This is a genomic window from Halococcoides cellulosivorans (assembly GCF_003058365.1).
GTDB lineage: Archaea > Halobacteriota > Halobacteria > Halobacteriales > Haloarculaceae > Halococcoides > Halococcoides cellulosivorans.
Genome location: NZ_CP028858.1, coordinates 959,340 through 978,055, shown reverse-complemented (window position 1 = coordinate 978,055; position 18,716 = coordinate 959,340). Strand labels below are relative to the sequence as shown.

The 18,716-nt window shown below is 67.3% G+C and carries 18 protein-coding genes and 1 tRNA gene; 8 read left to right on the top strand and 11 right to left on the bottom strand.

Annotation, left to right across the window (positions count from 1 at the left end; translation table 11 throughout):
• Nucleotides 1-30 precede the first annotated feature (30 nt).
• Nucleotides 31-591: an NUDIX hydrolase gene (locus tag HARCEL1_RS04690; protein ID WP_108381421.1), complete on the bottom strand. Its 561-nt coding sequence runs from the start codon at nucleotides 589-591 to the stop codon at nucleotides 31-33.
• Between the two features lie 175 nt (nucleotides 592-766).
• Here HARCEL1_RS04690 and HARCEL1_RS04685 point away from each other — a divergent pair, with 175 nt between their 5' ends.
• Nucleotides 767-1,459 carry a mechanosensitive ion channel family protein gene (locus tag HARCEL1_RS04685; protein ID WP_108381420.1) on the top strand — a complete coding sequence of 231 codons (693 nt, stop codon included), beginning with the start codon at nucleotides 767-769 and terminating at the stop codon, nucleotides 1,457-1,459.
• 11 nt (nucleotides 1,460-1,470) lie between these two features.
• On the opposite strand, the gene HARCEL1_RS04680 is transcribed toward HARCEL1_RS04685, so the two are convergent.
• On the bottom strand, nucleotides 1,471-2,463 hold the full coding sequence (locus HARCEL1_RS04680) for an AEC family transporter (protein ID WP_325047904.1): 993 nt from the start codon (nucleotides 2,461-2,463) through the stop codon (nucleotides 1,471-1,473).
• A 133-nt stretch (nucleotides 2,464-2,596) separates the two neighbouring features.
• On the opposite strand from HARCEL1_RS04680, the gene HARCEL1_RS04675 reads away from it, so the two are divergent.
• The 3 genes from HARCEL1_RS04675 (at nucleotide 2,597) to HARCEL1_RS04665 (ending at nucleotide 6,300) form a co-directional block, all read left to right on the top strand.
• Nucleotides 2,597-3,328: a nucleoside phosphorylase gene (locus tag HARCEL1_RS04675; protein WP_108381418.1), complete on the top strand. Its 732-nt coding sequence runs from the start codon at nucleotides 2,597-2,599 to the stop codon at nucleotides 3,326-3,328.
• A 185-nt stretch (nucleotides 3,329-3,513) separates the two neighbouring features.
• Entirely contained in the window at nucleotides 3,514-4,980 is a 1,467-nt protein-coding gene (locus HARCEL1_RS04670) for a fibronectin type III domain-containing protein (RefSeq protein WP_159077021.1), read from the top strand.
• Between the two features lie 45 nt (nucleotides 4,981-5,025).
• Complete coding sequence (locus HARCEL1_RS04665) at nucleotides 5,026-6,300, top strand: adenosylhomocysteinase (RefSeq protein WP_108381416.1); 1,275 nt, start codon at nucleotides 5,026-5,028, stop codon at nucleotides 6,298-6,300.
• A 22-nt stretch (nucleotides 6,301-6,322) separates the two neighbouring features.
• Here the strand turns inward: HARCEL1_RS04665 and HARCEL1_RS04660 are convergent, their stop codons facing one another.
• The 7 genes from HARCEL1_RS04660 to HARCEL1_RS04630 all read right to left on the bottom strand — a co-directional run bounded on the left by HARCEL1_RS04660 (nucleotide 6,323) and on the right by HARCEL1_RS04630 (nucleotide 12,506).
• Complete coding sequence (locus tag HARCEL1_RS04660; RefSeq protein WP_108381415.1) at nucleotides 6,323-6,835, bottom strand: chemotaxis protein CheD; 513 nt, start codon at nucleotides 6,833-6,835, stop codon at nucleotides 6,323-6,325.
• Nucleotides 6,832-8,028, bottom strand: a complete 1,197-nt coding sequence (locus HARCEL1_RS04655) for a chemotaxis protein CheC (protein WP_108381414.1) — start codon at nucleotides 8,026-8,028, stop codon at nucleotides 6,832-6,834. The genes HARCEL1_RS04660 and HARCEL1_RS04655 overlap by 4 nt, the downstream gene beginning before the upstream one ends.
• Nucleotides 8,025-8,381: a chemotaxis protein CheY gene (cheY, locus tag HARCEL1_RS04650; protein WP_108381413.1), complete on the bottom strand. Its 357-nt coding sequence runs from the start codon at nucleotides 8,379-8,381 to the stop codon at nucleotides 8,025-8,027. The genes HARCEL1_RS04655 and cheY overlap by 4 nt, the downstream gene beginning before the upstream one ends.
• A gap of 160 nt (nucleotides 8,382-8,541) precedes the next feature.
• Nucleotides 8,542-9,636, bottom strand: coding sequence for an NADH:flavin oxidoreductase/NADH oxidase (locus HARCEL1_RS04645; protein WP_108381412.1), 1,095 nt, complete (start codon nucleotides 9,634-9,636; stop codon nucleotides 8,542-8,544).
• Between the two features lie 346 nt (nucleotides 9,637-9,982).
• Nucleotides 9,983-10,055: transfer RNA gene (locus tag HARCEL1_RS04640), tRNA-Arg, on the bottom strand.
• Nucleotides 10,056-10,100: 45 nt separating this feature from the next.
• Entirely contained in the window at nucleotides 10,101-11,501 is a 1,401-nt protein-coding gene (locus HARCEL1_RS04635; protein WP_233357406.1) for an MATE family efflux transporter, read from the bottom strand.
• 93 nt (nucleotides 11,502-11,594) lie between these two features.
• Nucleotides 11,595-12,506, bottom strand: a complete 912-nt coding sequence (locus HARCEL1_RS04630) for an NADP-dependent phosphogluconate dehydrogenase (RefSeq protein WP_108381411.1) — start codon at nucleotides 12,504-12,506, stop codon at nucleotides 11,595-11,597.
• 166 nt (nucleotides 12,507-12,672) lie between these two features.
• Here HARCEL1_RS04630 and HARCEL1_RS04625 point away from each other — a divergent pair, with 166 nt between their 5' ends.
• The 4 genes from HARCEL1_RS04625 to ilvD all read left to right on the top strand — a co-directional run bounded on the left by HARCEL1_RS04625 (nucleotide 12,673) and on the right by ilvD (nucleotide 16,370).
• Complete coding sequence (locus HARCEL1_RS04625) at nucleotides 12,673-13,839, top strand: thiolase domain-containing protein (protein ID WP_108381410.1); 1,167 nt, start codon at nucleotides 12,673-12,675, stop codon at nucleotides 13,837-13,839.
• Nucleotides 13,836-14,219 (top strand): Zn-ribbon domain-containing OB-fold protein, encoded by a 384-nt coding sequence (locus tag HARCEL1_RS04620; RefSeq protein WP_108381409.1) that lies wholly within the window; start codon nucleotides 13,836-13,838, stop codon nucleotides 14,217-14,219. Before HARCEL1_RS04625 ends, HARCEL1_RS04620 begins: the two co-directional genes overlap by 4 nt.
• Before the next feature lie 82 nt (nucleotides 14,220-14,301).
• On the top strand, nucleotides 14,302-14,550 hold the full coding sequence (locus HARCEL1_RS04615) for a DUF7385 family protein (RefSeq protein ID WP_108381408.1): 249 nt from the start codon (nucleotides 14,302-14,304) through the stop codon (nucleotides 14,548-14,550).
• A gap of 77 nt (nucleotides 14,551-14,627) precedes the next feature.
• Entirely contained in the window at nucleotides 14,628-16,370 is a 1,743-nt protein-coding gene (gene ilvD / locus HARCEL1_RS04610) for a dihydroxy-acid dehydratase (RefSeq protein WP_233357405.1), read from the top strand.
• Nucleotides 16,371-16,549: 179 nt separating this feature from the next.
• On the opposite strand, the gene HARCEL1_RS04605 is transcribed toward ilvD, so the two are convergent.
• A complete protein-coding gene (locus HARCEL1_RS04605; protein ID WP_108381407.1) occupies nucleotides 16,550-17,104 on the bottom strand; it encodes an NUDIX hydrolase in 555 nt (184 codons plus the stop codon).
• Between the two features lie 190 nt (nucleotides 17,105-17,294).
• Nucleotides 17,295-18,521 carry a PQQ-binding-like beta-propeller repeat protein gene (locus HARCEL1_RS04600; RefSeq protein ID WP_159077020.1) on the bottom strand — a complete coding sequence of 409 codons (1,227 nt, stop codon included), beginning with the start codon at nucleotides 18,519-18,521 and terminating at the stop codon, nucleotides 17,295-17,297.
• Nucleotides 18,522-18,716: the final 195 nt, after the last annotated feature.

The window sequence follows — 18,716 nt, the reverse complement described above, 5'->3', positions numbered from 1 at the left end:
TCCGTCCTGGGTCGCGTGGGGCTGTCCAGGTCAGTCCTCGAAGACTCCCGGCCGGTGGGTCGCGACGTACAGCACGCCGAGCGCGGAACGGCCGTCGCGCAGCTCGCCCGAGGCGGTCGCCGCCACCAGCTCATCGAATGGCGTCGTGTCGACGGTGATCGACTCGTCGGCCTCGCGATCCGGGCCGGCAGTCGGCTCACAGCCCTCCGCGAGGACGTAGGCGTGGGTGGCGTCGGTGAAGCCGTTGGCCGCCTCGAACGCCCCGAGCACCTCGACGGCATCGGCCTCGTACCCGGTCTCCTCGGTGAGTTCGCGTCGCGCGGCCGCCGCGACCGAGTCGTCGTCCGGTTCGACGCCGCCAGCGGGCACCCCCCAGGAGACCCGTCCGACGGCCTCGCGATACTCTTCGATCGTGACGACCTGGCCGTCAGGCGTCAGCGGGACGATCACGACGCTCTCGCCCTCGCGAACGAAATCGAAATCGGTCGTCGGGCCACCCGGGATCGAGACGGTCTCGGAGACCACCTCGAAGCCCGGACAGTCGTAGACGATGTCGGACGACAGCGTCGTCCACGGCTCGGGTCGGACCATATCGATCGTCGGCCCCGAACCGGGTTGAGCGTTCCGGGCCTGGAGCCGATTCCGAGGGGCACCGACTCCCGATGACGGCGGTGCTCCGGCGATCACACCCCGAAGTGGCCACCGTGTCCGCTTTCCGGTACCTTGAAGTCCGGGAGCGGGATATTTCAACACTGTAGAAGATACCATGAGCGTCACATCACTCGAAACGATGAGTGGAGTCGTCCTCCAGCTGCAAGATGGCGAGTCTCTGAAAGAAGGGCTGGGCCAGTTCATCCAGTCCATTCTGAACTACTTCCCGAACCTGGGCTATGCCGTCCTGGTCGGCATCGTCGGCCTGCTGATCGGCCATCTCGTGAAAAGCCACGTCGACGACTGGCTGGTCGAGTTGGGCGTCCAGGGAGCCCTCGAATCGACCGCGATCGGCGGTCTTTTCGGCGGAGATCGATCGGTCGTCGGCGTCGGCACCACGCTCGCCGCGTGGTTCGTCTACCTCGTGACGCTGTATTTGATCGCGGGCCTGCTTGGCGTCTCCGAGGTCCAGAACGTGCTCGGCGGGTTCGTCTTCTTCCTGCCGGAACTGCTGGCTGGCGTCGCCGTCGCCGTCGTCGGCCTCGTCGTCGCGAGCCACGTCGGGAGCGTCGTCTCCGAGTCCGAGACCGCTTCGCAGTTGGGCCTGCCGAACGTCCTCGGTGAACTCGCGTCGGCGGTCGTCGCGGTGTTCGGTGTCGTGATCGGCCTCCAGATCCTCGGCGTCGACTCGCTGTTGCTCGCAGTGGCACTCGTCCTCGTCGGCCTGCCGGTCGTGCTGGCCGCCGGGCTCGGCGGGAAGTCCTACGTTGCCGACCGTCTCGACGACGTCGACAGCGTCGAGCACTAACGCGACCCGTTTTAGAGGATCGTTCCCGATTCGAGCAGCGGGATCAACAGCGTCAACAGCGGCACGCTCGCGAGCGTCGTGACGAGGATCGTCGCGCTCGCGATCGCCGCCGGTGTGGGCTCGGCGGGCGTCTCGGGGCCGAACTCACCGATGAGGATGACCGGCGTGACCGCCGACGGGGCCGCACATTCGAGGACGAACACGCGCGCGACGGTCGGGTCCGCGAACACCGCGGGTGCGACCGCGGTGATGGTGAGTGCGATCGCGATCGCGACCACGGGCGCGACCGCGAGTTTCAACAGCGCGGGCGTGACCGTCACCCGGAGGGTCGCGCTCACGTCGACGCGTTCGAGTTGAATCCCGAGAACGAGCAGCATGATCGGGATCGACGCGACGCCGACCATCTCGACGGTATCGATGGCCGACCCCGTGGTCTCGGGCCCGACGAGGCCGAACGCGCGCACGACGAGCGCGGCGAGGACGGCGTACAGCAGTGGGACCCGCAAGATCGCACGCACGGCGTCGATCGCTCGATCGGCGGCCCCGCGAGCGGCGACGGCCGCACCGAGCGTGTAGAGGAGGACCGACTGGCCGACGATGTACGCGACGGCGGTCTGGCGGCCGACGGTCCCGAAGGCGAACTCCGAGAGCGGGATGCCGAAGTTGCCCGCGTTCGAGAACACGCCCGCGAGAACGACCGCACCGAGCAGCGGTTCGGTCAGGCCAGCGAGGCGACCGACGCCGCCCGCGATCGCGAGCATGATCGCGGTGTAGGCGACGACGCCGACGAGGATCGCGACGACGGTCCCGCCCGAGAGCGGCGTCGTCGCCAGCGAGTGAAAGACGAGTGCGGGGACCAGAACGTACACCGCGACGTCGTTGAGCGGGCCGGGATCGACGTCGAGCGTGCGCCCGAGGAGGACGCCGAGGCCAGCGATCGCGACGATCGGCAGGATGGCCGACCCGAGCGTTCCGAGCATGCCCGCAACGAGGCCATCGAACACGGGCGGGCATCGACGCCCGAGTGGCTTGGCCGTTGCGTTCGATTTCGAGCGCGGAATCGATGGACAGCGTGACGAGCGATCCGGTGCGACCGAGATGGACAGAGGTTAGGGGCCCGCGAGCGACCCCTCCACCGTGCCAACCGCTGCTCACCTTCGGGTCGATCCTGGTGACTGTGCCGACATCGCACTCCTCCCGGGCGACCCCGATCGCGTCGACCGTATCGCCGCGCATCTGGACGACCGCACCGATCTCGCGGCCAATCGCGAGTACCGCCTGGTCGACGGCACCTACGACGGCCGTCGGGTGACCGTCTGTTCGACCGGTATCGGATCGCCCTCGGCGGCGATCGCCGTCGAGGAACTCGCCAGTGTCGGCGTCGAGACCGTCGTCCGCGTCGGTACGATCGGCGCGCTCCAGGCCGACATCGCGACCGGCGACCTGATCGTCCCGACCGCCGCCGCCAAAGACGAGGGGACGACCAAACGGTACGAGTCGGCGACGATCCCGGCAGTCGCGACCCCCGCAATCGCGACGTCGATCGCGCAGGTCGCGACGGCGACCGACGCGACCGCCCACGTCGGCCCGATCGTGACCGACGACGCGTTTTATGCCGAGGGTGACGACTACGTCGCCGACTGGGAGGCGGCGGGCCTGCTCGGCGTCGAGATGGAGGCCGCTGCGATCTTCACGCTCGCCCGCCGTCGCGGCCTCTCGGCTGGGGCGATCTGTGCCGTCGACGGCAATCTCGTCGCCGGGACCCAGAAAGGGACCGACGAAGACAGTGACGACGAACTCCCCGACGCCGCACGCGAGGGTGTCGACCGCGAGATCCAGGTCGCCCTCGACGCACTCTCCGAATTGTAGGGCCTCGGGGCCAAAGGGACGGTCTCGACAGGCGTGGCGAGTGCCGACGATGGAGTGACACCGATCAGCCACAGCATCGCGTCTATGTCGCCCTCGACGGCCAGATGAGAAAATTACAAAACAATTCCAATATATTTAAACCGTGTTGGGCCCGTATTCTCTATCATCTATCGGGACGTTCCAGCATGACACGACACACACGACCCGACGGGTTGGACGGGGGATCGAACGACGCGAGGGCACGAGCAGGGGCACGGTCCCGCCGGGCATTCCTGCGAACGATCGGTGCGGGGGCGGGCGTCGCCGTGCTCGGGGGGTTCGGGACGGCCGCCGCCCGCGAGGTCGACGGCGATCGGTGTCTGTCCGACGGCGCTGGCGAGACGCGGTTCGGGGACGTCACCCTGTACGCGAACGACTGGTCGACATCGCAGTGTCCCGATCCACCGGTCGAGATCTGTCTCTCGACGTACAGCGACGGTTCGTTCGGCTGGGAGTGGGAGCGCGGGGTCACCTGTGTGAACGGCGACGACCTGCCGAACTACCCCGAGGCGTTGATGGGGACGAAGATGGGCGGCGGGTCGAGTGGCTGGTCCGACCAGGGAGCGCTCCCCCAGCGTGTCGCAGACATCGACCGCTTCGACGTGGAACTCGACGTCGAGATGGACCTCTCGGACGGCGAGTGGAACTTCGCGCTCGAATGCTGGATGGACCCGAATCCCGGGATCCCCTATCCAGCGACCGACGAGATCATGGTCGTCATCGACGACAGCGCGGCCCACGACAAGGGCGAAAACGAGGTCACGGCGGCGTTCGAGGACGACTACGGCAACGTCTACGACTACTGGGAAAACGACATCGAACCGGGCGACGGCGACACCTGGAACTTCCACATCTTCCACCTTCCGGAGCCTGGCGTGCCCCCGAACCTGGACCTGCGCTCGCTGCTCGATTACCTCCAGGAGGACCCCGACGGGGCCGTCGCAGAGGGCGGCGGTGTTTACGACGGGTCGAAGTACGTCGGCGGGGTCGAGATCGGCAACGAGAACTGGGACGAGACCCACGGCGAGACCGTCGTCAACCAGTTCAGCGTCCGCGTCAACGACACCGTCGGCGCGGCGGGCGTCCGCGACGACTTCACGGTCCACGAGATCGACGACACCGCGCCGACGACGCCCGGATCGGTCACCGTCGACGACCGACAGGACCGGTCCGCGACGGTGTCCTGGGATGCATCGAGTGACGCGGACAGCGGCGTCGCGGAGTACGCGATCACCGTCGAAGGCAGCGAAATCGAACGCGTCGGCGCGGAGACGACAGCGACGACGATTTCCGACCTTTCTGCCGACAAGAGCTACGAGGTGGGCGTCACCGCGATCGACGGATCTGGCAACCGCTCGGAGACCGCGACGGTGACGGTCCCGACCGCCGGGCCCGGCCTCGACCCGATCGAGGGCACCGTCCCGCAAGACCTCGACGGCGACGGCCTGCATCGCGACATCAACGGGAACGACGTCGTGGACTTCCCGGACGTGAACCGGTTCTTCCAGCACACCGACAGCGCGGCCGTCCAGGACCACGTCGACGCCTACGACTTCACGGGCGACGGCGTCGTCGACCCCCAGGACGTCCTCGCGCTGTTCGAGTTGGTGTAGCGCGGGTTCAACACCGTTTTCCCCCGCCCCGTCGGAGTCGCGCGCATGGCCGAATCGATCACGGCGCGACTCGACGACCCCGAGACAGCGATCACGGACGGCGCCCAGAAGATTCGCTGGGCGCGCGAACAGATGCCGATTCTCGACGCCCTGCGCGACCAACTCGCGGCCGACCGCCCGTTCGACGGCGAGGTGATCGGCATGGCGATGCACGTCGAGGCGACGACCGCCGTGCTCGTCGAGACACTCGTCGCCGGCGGCGCGGAGGTCGCGATCACCGGCTGTAACCCCCTCTCGACCCAGGACGATGTCAGTGCCGCCCTCGACGACACCGACGGCGTCACGTCGTACGCGAAGCGCGGCCTCGAAGACGACGCGTACTACGCGGCGATCGATGCCGTGCTCGATCACGACCCCACGATCACGATCGACGACGGCGCGGATCTCGTCTTCCGAATTCACGAGCACCGCCCCGAACTGATCGATTCGATCAAAGGTGGCTGTGAGGAGACGACGACCGGCGTCCACCGCCTGCGCGCGATGGCCGACGACGACGCGCTGGAGTATCCGATGTTCGCGGTGAACGACACGCCGATGAAACGGCTGTTCGACAACGTCCACGGCACGGGCGAGGCGTCGCTCGTCTCGATCGCGCTCACGACGAACTGCTCGATCGCGGGCAAGACCGTCGTCGTCGCCGGGTTCGGCCAGTGTGGCCGTGGGGTCGCACGCAAGGCCGACGGGATGGACGCCGACGTGATCGTCACCGAAGTCGATCCCCGACCCGCGCTCGAAGCCTACATGGACGGCTTTCGCGTCATGCCGATGGTCGAGGCCGCCGAAGAAGGCGATCTGTTCGTCACGACGACGGGCAATCGCGACGTGATCACGCCCGAGGCGTTCGAGCGGATGGCCGACGGCGCGATCCTCGCGAACGCGGGCCATTTCGACGTCGAGATCGATCTGGAGGGCCTCGAAGCGATGGCCACGGAGACCGTCGACGCGCGCGACGGCGTGACAGGCTACGTGCTCCCGGACGGCCGCCAGGTGAACGTCCTCGCGGACGGTCGCCTCGTCAACCTCGCGACGCCCGTCGCGGAGGGCCACCCGGTCGAGGTGATGGATCAAAGCTTCGCGATCCAGGCCGTCGGTGCTCGCGAAATCGCGACCGACGCCGACCTCGACGCAGGCGTCCACGCGATTCCCGACGCCCTCGATCGGGAAGTCGCTGAGATCAAACTCGACGCCGAGGGCGTCGCGATCGACGCACTCACCGACGACCAGCGCGAGTACATGGACGACTGGCAGCACGGGACGTAACGGCTACGCGACGCGCACGCCGCTAGAGTCGGAGCGGGTCTTCTCTCGCACTCTTAACTTCGAGGACGCCCTCTGCGAGCGCAAAGCGGAGCGATCGGCCCTGATCGCCGCCCGCGTCTTCGGCAACGATCGGCACGTCGACGCGCTCCAGCGTCTCGCGGGCCGCCGCTACGTTCCGCGATCCGATCGAATCGCCCGAGAAGTCCAGCATGTCGCTCCCCCCGGCGATTTTCGCGTCCAGCGCGTCCCGATCGGCCCCCGCGCTCGCGAGTTCCGCCAGCAGGGCTTCGACGCCCGCGTCGACGTACTTCGCAGGCGCGCCGTTGGTGCCGTCCTCCGCGTGGGGCAACATGGCGTGCAACAGGCCACCGACGCCACCCGGGCGGTCGTAGATCGCGATCCCGACACAGGAGCCCAACCCGCTGGTCGTCAGGACGGCCTCCCCGGTCCCGACGGCGTACTCAGCGATCCCGACGGCGAGGCGGTCGGGAGTCGTCTCCTGCCCGGTCGTCCGGGTGCTATCGTACACTTTCATCCGAAGATCTCGTCTGGATCGGCCTCCGTTCGGTCCGCTCGGTCCACGTCGAGGGCGTCGAGTGTGGTCCGCAGCTCTTCGAGGTCGGGCAGCGCGTGGATCTCACACCCGAACTCGATCGTGTCGGTGTGCATTCGAGAGTTGATCACGAACACGTGACTTTGGGACTGGCCCATCTGGGCAGCCAGCGGGTCGAGGATGGCCTGGCCCATGTCGTGGACGTACCGCGGCGGGGTGTGCTCGATCGATTGCTGGAGGACGTTCGCCCACCCGTCGATGAAGCCACTGGAGACGATGTTCCCGAGTTCTTCGAGCGCGGCCTCGTGGGCCGGCGTGAGTTCGTCGCCGTCCTCACCAGCGAGTGCGCCGCCGACGGTCGTCGCCACGCGTTCCTCGAAGAGGACCGCGAGATACCCACTCGGGACGCCGTCGAACTCGACGACGGTCCCGGCATAGGGGTCGGTTCCGAGGCGGCGTGGAACGTCTTCGATTCGGACGAAGTCGATCCGGGTGACCTCCGCCGAGACCTCGATATCGGTGAGCATCCCGACGTTCTCGGCGGCCCGTTCGGTGCCACGTCGGCTCATCTCCTGAAACACGTCGAGTTTATCGAGTGGGATGAGCGTGCTCGCAGTGTCGGTCTGGCGATCGAGCAGGCCCGAGAGCGCGTCGGCGTCCGGTCTGACGAGGACGTGAAACTGCTGGGCGGTGCCGTCGTACTCCAGGCGACTCTCGAAGCGAAACACCTGACCCTCTGCGGTCGTCTCGTCGAGGACCATCTCCGACGGTTCGGTCCGATAGGTCGGTGGTGAGTGGTCGATCGTCGTGTCGAGGTAGTCGGCCCACCCGTCGATAAAGCCGCTGAGGACGACGTTACCGATCTCTTCGATACCGCTTTGGGCCGTCGGCCCATCGACGTCGTCACCGACCAGCGACTGGATCATCGACCGTTCGCTGGCTTCGTCGAAGACGATCCACGCCCGGCCCGCCAGTGCGCCCTCGACGTCGAATTCGACGATGCCCGGGTCCGCACCCAACTCGTCGGTCGGAATCGCCTCGTCACCGAACGTGATGTGGGTGACGTCGACGGCGACGTCGATGCCGGTCATCTGGGCGGCCGCGTCCGCCGCGCGGTCGGCGCCCTCGCGGGCCAGTCGGTCGATCGTTTCGAGAGACTGGACGTCGACGTTCATGCGATGGTCTCCTGGATCGCGTCGACGACGGCGGGCTTTTGGAACGGCTTCGTGATATAGCCCGCTGCGCCCGCCTTGACGGCCTCTTTCATCTTCTCTTCTTGCCCGACACTCGTACACATGATGACCGTCGCGTCGGGGTCCGAATCGGTGATCGCCGCCGTCGCCTCGATACCGTCTTTGATCGGCATGACGATGTCCATCATCACGAGGTCGGGAGTCGTCTCGGCGTACATCTCGGTCGCCTCGACGCCGTTCTCGACCTCAGCGACGATCTGGTGGTCCTCTTCGAGGATCTCGCCCAGTAGATTCCGCATGAACTCCGAGTCGTCCGCGATTAATACCTCTGCCATAGTCGTTGCCTACGGTACGGGGAAATTGCCGATAAGATTTCTCCGACGATTATCGACTACGATAACGTTGGCTGGTGGCCCCGCTATCGAACCGATACAACCCTACTACGGTGGGTATTCGATTCCTACTCTCGTCTCGATCGTGAAACCGGTCGGATCCCTACCGCTCGAACGCCCGTTCGTACTGCTCGGGCACCGGCGACCGATCGCGGGCGTCGAGGCGGTCGGCCGCTCGCAGTCCGAAGTACGGATCGCGGAGGAACTCCCGGCCGACGATCGCGAGGTCCGCCCGGTCGTTGCGGACGATCGCCTCGGCCTGCTCGGCGGTCGTGATTCCGCCGACGGTGCCCACAGCGATGTCAGTGGCCTCGCGAACGTGCTCCGCGAGCGCGAGTTGGTAGTTCGGGCCCGTCCAGTCGGGATGTGAATCCGGACTGATCCCGCCGCTGGAGACGTCGATCAGGTCCGCTCCGCAGTCCGCCAGATCGCCGGCCAGGCGCGCGGAGTCCGCGACGGTCCAGGCGTCGCGCTCGGGCAGCCAGTCGGTGCCCGAAATCCGGACGAACACCGGTCGATCGTCGGGCCACTCCTCACGGACGGCCTGGGTTACCTCGCGGACGAGTCGCGTGCGATCCTCGAAGGAGCCACCGTAGGCGTCGCGACGCTCGTTGGTCACCGGCGAGAGGAACTCGTGGAGGAGATAGCCGTGGGCGGCGTGGACCTCAGCGACGAGAAAGCCCGCCTCGCGGGCGCGCCGGGCCGCCGCCCGGAACGCATCGATCAGGCCCGCGATGTCGCTTTCGTCCATCGCCCGCGTCGCGGTCGCGCCCGCGTCGTACGGCCAGGGCCGATCGCTCGGTGCGATCGTCTCCCAGCCGCCATCCGCGGGTGCGAGTGGTTCGCTCCCCGCCCAGGGCCGCGATTTCGAGGCCTTCCGGCCTGCGTGTGCGAGCTGGATCCCCGGGATCGCGCCCTGCTCGCGGACGAACGCAGCGGTCCGGGCGAGGGCGTCGCGATGCTCGTCGCTCCAGAGGCCGAGATCCTGGGGCGTGATCCGCCCGGCGGGTTCGACGGCGGTCGCTTCGGCCATCACCAGGCCCGCGCCGCCGACCGCGCGCGATCCCAGGTGGACGAGATGCCAGTCGGTCGCCAGGCCGTCCCGGGCGTCGACGGAGTACTGGCACATCGGCGAGACCATCAGGCGGTTCGGGAGCGTCGTCTCGCGGAGGTCCAGCGACGTGAACAGGTCGGGCATTCCGCGGGGGTAGCGGTGGCGGAGGGAAAGGGTTGCTGGGATCAACGAGGTGCATCTCTGCGGGTACAGTTGCTGTAGGGGACGTTCCCTCATACGGCGAGCGAAGCGAGCCGTTTCACTCGACCGAGCGTGAGCGAAGCGAACGCTCGGGTCTTTTTCGCCCACGTTTTTCGATGAGCCTTCCCGCAGCGCCGCTCTGCGGCGTGAGGAAAGGCGACGACGAAAAAGGTGGTCGATGGGGATTTGAACCACGGTCAGTCCGCTCACTGCGTTCGCTCCCTTCCCTGATTCAAATCCCCTCGTGCCGGTTCGTTCACCGGTTCGCGGTGCTCACCGGTTCACTGCACGGGCGCGAGGGGATTTGAACCCCTGACAACTTGGTCCGGAACCAAGCACTCTGTCCACTGAGCTACGCGCCCTCACGCGATGCTTGCAGGGATCGAGATTTAACGGTTGTGAACCGATCACGCCGTCGTGGGCTCCTCGTCGATGACGGCGGCCCGCCAGGTCCCCCGCAAGAACCACGGAATCGCGACGAAGGCCGCGACGATATCACCCATCGCCATGCCGATCCACAGCCCCATCGGACCCCACCCGGCCCAGATCGCCAGCCCCCAGGTCACGGGCACGCGGACGAGCCAGAGCGTCACGATCGAGATGGCGAGCGCGATTTTTGTGTTGCCAGCGCCACGGAAGGCCCCGAGGACGACCTGCAACACGCCCATGAACGCGAACTCGAACGCGCGAATCCGCAGGTAGGTCGTGCCGTGACGGATCGATTCGGCGGTGTACTCGGTTTCGGCCTGGAGGAAGATCTGGACGATCGGGTCGGGGAAGAGCGCAGCGATCACCGCGACGACGATCATGACGCCCCCGACGACACGCGCCGCGATCCAGACGCCACGGCCCGCACGGTCGGGCTTGCCCGCCCCGAGGTTCTGGCCGACGAGCGTGTTCGTCGCCCGGCCCATCCCCAGCGCGGGCAAGAGGACGAGCGAGACCAGGCGATTGACGACGCCGTAGCCCGCGGCGACGGCCGGGCCGAACTGCGCGACGACGACGGTGAGGATGATCATCGCCGAGGAGGTCATCGACTGCTCGATCGCCGTGGGGGTCCCGATCGAGACGATCTCGCGGACGGTCTCGCGTTCGAGACGCAGGTCGGCCAGGCCGACCGCCGGCCCGCGCGACGTTCCGAATAGGATGGCGAGGCCGGCGACGGTCGCGACACCGCGGGCGAACACAGAGGCGAGCGCCGCGCCCTCGATGCCGAGTTCGGGGACCGGCCCGAACCCGAAGATCGCGATCGGGTCGAGGACGACGTTGAGTGCGACCGTGACGAGCATGATCGCCATCGGCGTGCGCGTGTCGCCGTACCCCCGCATGATCGACGAGAACACGTAGAACCCGAAGATGAAGGGGATCCCCGCGAAGACGATCCGCAGGTAGGTGGCCATCTGTGGGATCACCGTCGCCGCCGTCTCGGGATCGGTCGGGAGGAGGTCGAGTGCGGGATCGAGGACGAGGCCACCCAGGAGTGCGAGCACGATCGAGAGGAGTGCGACGAAGGAGACCGTCTGGCCGGCGATCCGGCCCGCCGACTCCGAACTGTCCGAGCCGGTGTACTGCGCGACGAGGATCGACCCCGCCGTCGTGAATCCGCCCGCGATCGAGATCAGAAAGAAGAGCAGCGGGAAGGCGAGGCTGATCGCGGCGACGGCCGTCGGATCGTACGCCCCCAGAAAGATCGTGTCCGCGAGGTTGTACGCGACCTGGAGGAGTTGGATGACGACGATCGGCCACGCCAGATCGAACAGCGGGCGAGCGAGCGACCCCTCGACGAGTCGGTTTGTCGCGTCTGCCACAGGAGATGTTTGCCACCGAGTCGTGAAGAATCTGCTCGATTGCCGGGCAGGTCGTCACGATATCACACGCCAGTCCTGGCCCGACGGGCGTGGTTACTCGTCGGTCCGGGGCACGGGGTGACGGCCGAACCCGTATCGCAGGCGATTGGCCACCCGTCGCGAGAACTTTCCGCGCTCGCCGCCCGTGGCTCGCGAGTCGAACCGCTCAGCGAGCGCCTGATAGATCAGCGGCACGGAGACCTCCTGTTCGAGCGCCTCCTGGACGGTCCAGGTCCCGGTCGACCCACCCTCGACGCGGTCAGCGACCGTGCCGAGGTCGTTGCCCTCCTCGGCAAAGGACTCCTCAGCGAGTTCGAGTAGCCACGACCGGATGACCGCGCCGTTGTTCCAGGTGTGAGCGATCTGTTCCATGTCGAGGTCGTACCGGCCGTTCGCGAGCAATTCGAAGCCCTCGCCGTAGGCCTGCATGAGTGCGTACTCGACGCCGTTGTGGATCATCTTCACGTAATGACCCGATCCGAGCGGGCCCATGCGTGCGTGGCCCTCGGGGTTCGTCGCGACGGCGTCGAACGCCGGTTCGAGTTCCTCGTAGGCCCACTCGGGCCCGCCGATCATCATCGAGAAGCCGAGTTCGGCCCCGGCGGGCCCGCCGCTGGTCCCACAGTCGAGCAGTGTCGCGTCGATGGACTCCCCGCGACGGAGTGTCTCTTTGAAGTTGCAGTTCCCGCCGTCGACGACGATGGCGTCCTCGCTCAGATGGCCGTCGAGTTCGTCGAGCGTCTCGTCGACGACCTCGCCGTGGGGGAGCACCATCCAGATCCGCTCTTCGTCCGGGAGCGCGTCCGGCAGGGCCGTCAGTTCCGCGACGGTCTCCGCGCCCGCCGCGGCGGCTTTCTCCCGGGCCTCCGAATCGATGTCGAACGCCGTCACCTCGTGGCCGGCATCCAGCAGTCGATCCACGACGATCCGCCCCATCCGTCCGAGTCCGACGACTCCCACGTGCATGTCCGTCGAATCGACGGGCCCACGCCTATGGCTTGTGATCGACCGGCACCCGGACGATCGATCGTGGAGTATTCGACCAGTTTCGTACCGCTTCCGGGCGATTTTCGCGGTCGAGGCCTCAACTTATTTCAGGGGTCCGGTCCACCGGCCGGTGGAGGCAGTACATATGACACCCCCCATCGTCGCAGGCGTCGGGATGACCACATTCGGTGAGTCACCCGAGCGCACGAGTCGCGATCTGTTCGCTGAAGCCGGTGAGACCGCCCTCGAAGATTCGGGCGTCCCCCGCGAGGACGTCGAGACGCTCTACGTCGGGAACTTCATGGGCGATCTCTCCGAGAACCAGGGCCACATGGGCCCGCTGATGGCCAAGAGCCTGGGCATCACCGCGCCCGCGACACGCATCGAGAGCGCGTGTGCGTCGGGCGGGATGGCCGTCCGCCAGGCCGTCATGGCCGTGCGCAACGGCGAGGCCGACGTCGCGCTCGTCGGCGGCGTCGAGCGCATGCACAACATGGGCACGGCGGGCGCGACCGCCGGCCTGTCGGTCGCCGCCGACGACCTCTGGGAGATTCAACACGGCGTCACCTTCCCCGGGGCCTATGCCCTGATGGCCCAGCGATATTTCGAGGTCCACGGTGGCGATCGCGAGGATCTCGCCCACGTCGCCGTCAAGAACCACGCGAACGCCGCGAACAATCCGCTCGCGCAGTATCAGACCGAGATCTCGATCGAGAAGGTCCTCGACGCCTTCCCGGTCGCGCCGCCGGTCGGTCTGTTCGACGCGAGTCCGATCACCGACGGGGCCGCGGCCGCGGTGCTCGTCAGCGAGGAGTACGCCGAGGCGAACGACGTCGACGATAGCGTGACGATCACCGGGACGGGCCAGGGCACCGACGATCTGGCGCTCCAGCACCGCGAGTCGCTGGTCTGGACGCCCGCGACCGTCGACGCCGCCGAGGAAGTGTACGACGACGCCGGGATCACCGCCGACGACGTCGACTTCCTCGAAGTCCACGACTGTTTCACCATCGCGGAAGTCCTCGCGCTCGAAGGCCTGGGATTCTACGACGAAGGCGAGGCGATCACCGCCGCTCGCGACGGCGAGACGACTGCCGACGGCGATCTGCCGGTCAACCTCTCCGGCGGGCTGAAGGCCAAGGGCCACCCGGTCGGCGCGACTGGCCTCGCCCAGATCAGCGAGGTGACGAAACTCCTGCGCGGCGATCACGTCAACAGTGATGTCATCGCGGACGCCGACACCGCACTGACCCACAACGCCGGCGGCACGGTCGCGACTGCCGTCACCCACGTCCTGGAGGTGGACCGATGAGCGACGACGTTCGAGACGCAGGCTACGACGACGCACTGGACGCCATCGAATCCGGCGAGCCGTACGCCCTGGAGTGTTCGAACGGGCATACGAGCCTGCCGCCGCGGCGGGTCTGTCCGGACTGTGGCGAGGGCGACCTCGCGGAGGTCGACGTGCCGACGACCGGCGAGATCGTCTCGTACAACGAGACCCACGTCCCGACACCCGACTTCGCTGACGACGTGCCGTACGCGCTCGCGATCGCCGAGTTCGGTGACGTGCGCTTCACCGGCATGGTCGACGCCGACATCGAGGACGTCGAAATCGGTGAGACGGTCGAGATTGCGCTCGGGGAGAGCGAGACGACCGGGCGACGTCTGATCGAGTTCTCACTGGCCTGATCGTCTGCGAATATTTCTTTCGCCTGTCGGAGATTCGAATCCGCACGTGACCGTCTTGAGCGGGCCATCCGTAGAGGATAGCGTGCCGACGATCGACCTCACCGATGGGTTCGACTACCACGAGTACCGCGAGCAGTTGAAACTGATCGAGGAGACGCGTGACGCGGCCCACCTCGAAAACCGGGCCGACCTCGTGTGTCCGGCCTGTGGCCGTCCGTTCGAGGCGATCCTCGTGACCACGGCTCGAACGCGCTCGTTGTCGGGGATCAACGGGCCCTTCTGTCTCGCCCGGACCGCAGAGCAGGTACTCGTTTTGACGCACTCGGAGTGACTGAAGGACCCACCCGCCCACCGCGACGCGCGGATCGAAATCTTCTCGCCCACCCATCGGCAAGGTCACGTATTCGAATGACCGAGTCACCGAAATCCGACGATCTGCGGAGCGCAGAGGTCACCGAAGGGGCCGACCGCGCGCCCCATCGATCGCTCTTTCGTGCGGCGGGCCTGTCCGACGAGGAGATCCACAACCCGCATATCGGCATCGCGAACTCCTGGAACGAGATCGTTCCCGGGCACGTCCACCTGGACGAACTCGCCGAATACGTCAAAGACGGCGTCCGGGAGGCCGGCGGGACGCCCCTGGAGTTCGATACGATCGCCGTCGACGACGGCATCGCGATGGGCCACGAGGGGATGCGCTCGTCGCTCCCCTCCAGGGAGGTCATCGCCGACTCGGTCGAGTTGATGGCCAATGCCCACCAGTTCGACGGTATCGTCGCGCTCGCCTCGTGTGACAAGATCGTCCCGGGCATGTTGATGGCGATCGCACGGCTGGACATCCCCGCGATCGTCGTCACGGGCGGGCACATGGCCGCCGGCGAGTTCGACGGCGAACCCGCGGACCTCGTCACGGTCTTCGAGGGCGTCAGCCAGTACGAGGAAGGCGAGATGACCGACGACGAACTCTACGATCTGGAGTGTTCGGCCTGTCCGGGCGAAGGGTCGTGTGCGGGCATGTTCACCGCGAACACGATGGCCTGCGTGACCGAGACGCTCGGCCTCTCCTGGACCGACTGTGCGACCTACGGGGCAACCGACGAACGCAAGTTCGAAATCGCGCGCCAGTCGGGCGCCCAGATCCTCGACCTCGTCGAGCAGGATCGACGGCCCTCCGACTTTCTCACCCCCGAGGCCTTCGAGAACGCCGTCACGGTCGATCTCGCGCTCGGCGGGTCGACCAACACGATGTTACACATCCCGGCGATCGCCCAGGAGGCCGGCCTCGACGTGACGCTCACCGACTTCGAGGAGATCGCCGAGCGCACGCCACACCTCGCGCACATGAGCCCCGCGGGCCCCTGGCGAATGGAACACCTCCGAGACGACGGCGGCCTGCCCGCGCTGTACCACCGCCTGGAGGACCTGCTCCACCTCGATCGACCGACCGTCGACGGCCAGACGCTGGGCGACCGCCTGGAGAGTAGCGATCCGCCCGCGGGCGAGGTCATTCAGCCCCGCGACGATCCGGTCCACGCAGAGGGTGGCCTCTCGGTGCTGCGCGGGAACCTCGCGCCCGAGGGCGCGGTCGTCAAGTCGGGCGCGATGGACGACGCGATGTTCCAGTTCGAGGGCCGGGCCCGCGTCTTCGAGTCCCAGCAGGCGATGCTCGACGCCTACGACGCGGGCGCGATCGAGCCCGGTGATTTCGTCGTGATCCGCTCCGAGGGGCCGAAAGGCGGGCCCGGCATGCCGGAGATGCTCGAACCCACCTCGAAGATCAGCGGGTCGCCCCGCCTGTCGGGCGAGGTCGCCTTGCTCACCGACGGGCGCTTTTCGGGCGGGACGCGGGGCGCGGCGATCGGGCACGCCAGCCCCGAAGCGGCCGCTGGCGGGCCGATCGCGCTCGTCGAAGAGGGCGATCCGATTCGGATCGACGTCGACGCGGGCGAGTTGACGCTGGACGTCTCCGACGAGGAACTCCGAGCGCGGGCGGCCGACTGGGAGCCCGCCCCCATCGACGCGACGGGCGCGCTCGAACGGTTCGCCGCGCTGGCGACGAGCGCGGCGACCGGCGGCGTCCTGGAGGTCCCAGACCTGCCCGAGCCGTCGATGCAACTGCCAGAGAGCGAGGCCGGCCCGGCCGACGACTGACGAGAGAGCCACCCCGACAGTCGTCGGGTGCAAATCGAGACCGATCGAGCCACCGGCGCAACCGTTTTGATGCCCGCGTGTGTGCGTCCGACCGATGGGAAAGAAAACCGTCCTCGCGCTGATCGTGCTCGCGCTGGTCGCCGTGCTGGCGTTCAAACTCGCGACGCGATAACCGGGACTCAGCGCCGCCGGAGGTATCGTTCGAGAATCGACCGATCGCGGACGTCGTCGGGTGGGTCCACGAACCAGTCGGCCGCGAGAATCTCCTCGTCGGGATCGTCGATCGACGGTTCGACCCGTTCGGTGACGGCCTCGTAGACGGGGAGGACGCCCCACGTGCGGTGCCCCTCGCTGTAGAACTCGACGCGCCCGAGCAGCCCGAGTCCGTCGAACCCGACGTCGATCCCGGCTTCCTCGCGGAGTTCGCGGCGTGCGCCCTCACGGATCGATTCTCCCTCTTGGACCTGGCCGCCGGGGAGGACCCACTGATCGTGATGGGTCTCTCTGACGAGCAACACGGCGTCCGCGGGCGTCCGGACGAGCACCTGCGCCCCGTAGGGGAGGCCGTTCTCGCGGATCCGGTCGACGATGGTCTGGAATCGCGACCGCGAGACGTGACGCTCCAGATCGAACGCCACGGGATCGTCGTAGCGGTCACGAAGCCGGTGTGTGAGCTGTTCGGCCTCCTGGGCGGCCTCGTCGGCCAGATACCACAGGCGGTCGACGCTGGTCATCGCCGGTCGAACGTCGCGGCGGACACCTCCCCCGACCCCCGTCGGGTGACCCCTGCCTCGATCATATCGATCGTTCGTCGCTCGCACTCATAAGTGTTGGACCGGCTTCGGGGAATCGACCAGCACCAGCCGCCGTCGTCGATGCCGATGGCCCGATATCTCATTCGACACCGCAATGGAGCGGCCGTTTTCAGGCGTTCTCTGGTCCGACCTTGATCAGTCGAACGGGTTCGTCCACTTCCGGGGTAACGAACCCGGCGAAAACGCCAGTCTCGCCGACCACCGGGTCGATCGGGTACCCATCGTACTCACGGGTCCACAGTTCCCGGCCGGTGGCGGCATCGACGGCACTCAGACGCCCGTCGGTCCCGAGTTGCCAGTTCCCAGACTCGTCGGTGCGGGCGTTGGCATTTCCCACGTACACGGCGTCGTGGGTCACTGCCGGTGTGGTCCAGTAGGCGCGCCCGTCGGCCGACAGCGTCCAGACGGCCTCCCCGGACGCTACGTCGATCGCGTGAAACTGACCGTCGCTGCCCCCGACGTAGACGCGGCCGTCTCGGGCCGCCAGCGGATACGTGGCCCGGAGGTACCACTCGGTCCTCGCGGGCGGCGTCTCGGTCCCGAGATCGTACTCCCAGACGGCCTCGCCAGTCTCGGCCGCGAACGCACGAACGGTCCCCGCTCCAGTCGGAACGCAGACGGACTCTCGGTGCACGATCGGCGTCGTGGTTCCCACGCGTTCGTCCTGAGTGCGTCTGGGCGGCACGTTCGCCGTCCATTGCAGTGTCCCGTCCGTCCGGTCGAGGGCGTGAATGTCCCCGGTCCCCCGGTTCGCGACGACGATCGTTTCTCCGGCGGGAACGGGGTCGGTCGGCTCACCACCGGGCAGGGGCTGGCGCCATCTGGTCTCGCCGTCGTCTCGATCCAGTGCGTACAGTCCCCACTCCCCGCTGATCGCACCGTGCACGTACAGTGCGTCGTCCACGATGGCCGGGGTGGCACGCCCGCCGATCGGCTCGGAATATGTCTCGAAGCTGGCTTCTCCTACCCGTCGGGACCAGACCGTCCGACCAGTACTCGCCTCGAAAGCGGTGACGGAGTCCCACGTCCCGATGTACAGTGTTCCATCGACGAGGGCTCCACCACGGACGATGCGGTCGTCCTCGTCCGGTAACTCGTATCCCGTCTGCATCTCGCCAGTCGCCGGATCGAACAGCCTGACCATCCACGGGTAGGCCTGGACGAAGAGCGCGCCGGTCGTCGGCAGGAGCGCGGTCGGGAACGTCCCAGGCCCGCGGTGCTCCCACGCCACCGTGGGTGTCTCGCTCGCGGCAAATGAGGGCGTACGCGTGCCGCTGTGACCCGGATCACCGCGGTGCATCGGCCAGTCTTCGAGATGCTCGGCTTGAATCGACACTGGCCGTTCGGTCGGGGTGGATCGAATCGTAGTCTCCGGATCTGTGGATGTCCGTGCCTCCGTCGGCGACTCTTCGGTCGCGTCTGGTGACGAACACCCGGCCATCGCGGCGAGTCCGACCACGAAACTTCGGCGATACACAGTTCACCCCCCGGTTGCGTTGAACTGTCGAGCGGCGGTCTCGGGGAGTGACCC